Source organism: Ruegeria sp. AF7 (assembly GCF_056541885.1).
On record NZ_JBQFYX010000044.1, the window covers coordinates 1 to 2,732 of the forward strand.

Genomic DNA, 2,732 nt, shown 5'->3' on the forward strand with positions numbered 1-2,732 from the left:
CGTACAGGGACATTCTGTTCAATTGCGGCCGCGGAAACACTGATCGGGCGCTCTGTAAGGACAAACCTGCCAAAGACTGCGAGGACGACAACAAGGCTGACACCCAGGATGATACGGCGGTTCATGGCGAAACCTCTGTACTTTCTATTCGGAATAGCCGCATCTGAGCGTCGAGCAATCGGTGCCCTTCGGATTCCAATGCGAAACCGCGTTTCCCCAAAGTCCAGCGGATCGCCAACCCTTGTACCAGCGAGATCAACAGTAGCGCTCCGTCTTCGGGCGGCAGGTTTGTGTCAAACAGGCCCGCTTTCTGTCCGTTGGTCAGCTCGATGGACAGCAATGTGACCAATTCAGTCATCAGCGTAAGAACAGCTTGCCGGAGATCGTCGTTTTCTACCTGTAGCTCGCGCGAGAAAAGAATAGACGGGATGGCCGGCATAGTCTCGATCTGGTGCAATTGAGCCAAAATCAGCGCTTTGATCCGCTCTGCCGGATCGGCAGATGTCCTAAGCGCGTCACCCCACGCGGTTCGGAGGCGTTCAGAAATCTCGTTAGCTACCGCCAACCATAAATCCTGTTTGGTCGCGAAGTGCCGGAAGATTGCGGGCTGCGTCAGCCCGACTGTATCAGCAACCGACTGCGTGGTCAGGCGATCCGGGCCCAACTCGTCCGCGAGACGCAGCATTGCCTGTACGATCTCGGTCTTGCGTTCATCTGCGGGCTTGCGGGCGGGCATTCGAAACCATTATGTTAGTGAGTAATAACTAACTTATTAAGACGAGATACACTTGACGTCAAGCGCATCTGGATTTGATTACGTTATCAGGGTCGGAAGGGGGTATATGGCACCTTTTGGTAGCGAGAAGATCGACAGGTAAACGGTGGGCAGCACCCGATAACTGCGCGACACCTATAGTCAAACTTTGGGAATAACACGACATCAAGCCGCTTGTGCTCGTCGCTGACTTCAAACGCAACGCAGTCTCCTGTGAGGTTATTTCGCTGTCCGCCATCAGCACCCATGGAACAGACTAGGTTGATTGCGTAGCGGAGGATTTCAGGCTCATCGTAACCATCAGAGAGTGGAGATGAGAATGAAATCCGGGAAACAGAAAGCGTCAGCAGAGAGAGTTGTCAAAGACATCCGCAGGAAGACACGGCGCCAGCATTCGGCAGAGGAGAAGATCCGTATTGTGTTGGATGGGCTTCGTGGTGAAGACAGCATAGCGGAGCTGTGTCGCCGTGAAGGAATAGCTACGAGCCTGTATTACAGCTGGTCGAAAGAGTTCCTTGAGGCCGGTAAGAAGCGGTTGGCTGGCGATACCGCACGCCAGGCTACCAGCTCTGAGGTGAAGGATTTGAGAGCGGAATCGTCGGCGCTGAAAGAGGTAGTCGCCGACCTGACCCTTGAGAACCGGCTGCTCAAAAAAAGCATGTTCGAGGATGGGGGAGACGACGAATGAGATATCCCGCATCCGAAAAGCTTGAGATCATCCGGCTGGTTGACGGTTCGCACCTGCCGATCAAACGCACACTGGAAAAGCTCGGCATTCCCAGAACGACCTTCTACCGCTGGTACGACAGGTATCTGTCTTTCGGCGAGGCCGGGCTTGAGGATCGCCATTCCCGGCCAGGTAGGGTTTGGAACCGCATCCCCGACAAGGTGCGCAAGCAGATCGTGGAACTGGCTCTGGAAGAACCCGAGTTATCGCCCCGCGAGCTTGCGGTGCGGTTCACCGACACCAGGCGCTACTTCGTTTCTGAGGCCAGTGTTTACAGGCTTCTGAAGGCACAAGATCTGATCACTAGCCCAGCCTGCATCACCATCAAAGCGGCGGATGAATTCCATGAGAAGACTGTGCGGCCGAACCAGCTTTGGCAGACCGACTTCACCTATCTCAAAGTCATCGGTTGGGGCTGGTTCTACCTGTCTACGATCCTGGATGATTACAGCCGTTACGTTGTCTCTTGGCGCCTTTGCACCACGATGAAAGCTGACGATGTCACAGGAACGCTGGAAGACGCTTTGGCTGCATCAGGTTGTGACAGTGTCACCGTTGCCCACAAGCCCCGGCTGCTCAGCGACAACGGCAGCAGTTACATCTCTGGCGAGTTGGCGAAATGGCTGGATGAGCAGGGTATGGATCATGTTCGGGGAGCGCCCAACCATCCGCAGACCCAGGGCAAGATTGAGCGATGGCATCAGACGATGAAGAACCGTGTCCTGCTGGAAAACTACTATCTGCCAGGAGCGCTCGAACAGGCCATCGGCGACTTCATCAATCACTACAACCACAACCGATACCACGAGAGCATCAGCAATCTGACACCCGCCGATGTCTATTTCGGTCGAGCCGAAACAATCCTCAGACGCAGAAAGGAAATCAAACACCAGACAATCCAGAAACGCCGCTTGCTGCATCATCAGAACGCGGCGTAGATTGAAACTGCGGCGAGCCTGATCCTCCTAAGCCAATCAAACGCTCGTGTTCCAAATCATTCGATGACGGACACATCGGACCTGTGGATATGTCGGACCGCACCAAAGCCAAGTGAGACAATGGAGGTACCGTTGGGTGCAATTGAGTTTCACCAGCGCTGCCGTCTATTTTTCCCAATCCTGCGGGTCAAAGCACATTGTTATCATCTCGTTGTGCTTGTAAGGACGTTGCACTGTCCGAAAGGGCCGTGCCGTGCGGGCGTGATGGAATGGTAGACATATCAGACTTAAA

At 54.4% G+C, this 2,732-nt stretch carries 2 protein-coding genes; one reads left to right on the forward strand and one right to left on the reverse strand.

The genetic code is table 11. From position 1 onward, the window contains the following. Positions 1-121 precede the first annotated feature (121 nt). On the reverse strand, positions 122-736 hold the full coding sequence (locus ACR0AP_RS20805; protein WP_480509188.1) for a TetR/AcrR family transcriptional regulator: 615 nt from the start codon (positions 734-736) through the stop codon (positions 122-124). 352 nt (positions 737-1,088) lie between these two features. Between ACR0AP_RS20805 and ACR0AP_RS20810 the strand changes: the two genes are divergently transcribed. After that, positions 1,089-2,440 (forward strand): IS3 family transposase gene (locus ACR0AP_RS20810; RefSeq protein ID WP_170717543.1). Its coding sequence is split into 2 segments (ribosomal slippage): positions 1,089-1,425 and positions 1,425-2,440, totalling 1,353 coding nucleotides; the frame shifts between segments, so codons are not numbered across the junction. Positions 2,441-2,732 lie beyond the last annotated feature (292 nt).

Bases quoted from the DNA above. Each gene is read 5' to 3' on its own strand.
- ACR0AP_RS20805 (WP_480509188.1), bottom strand. From the start codon at position 736: ATGCCCGCCCGCAAGCCCGCAGATGAACGCAAGACCGAGATCGTACAG.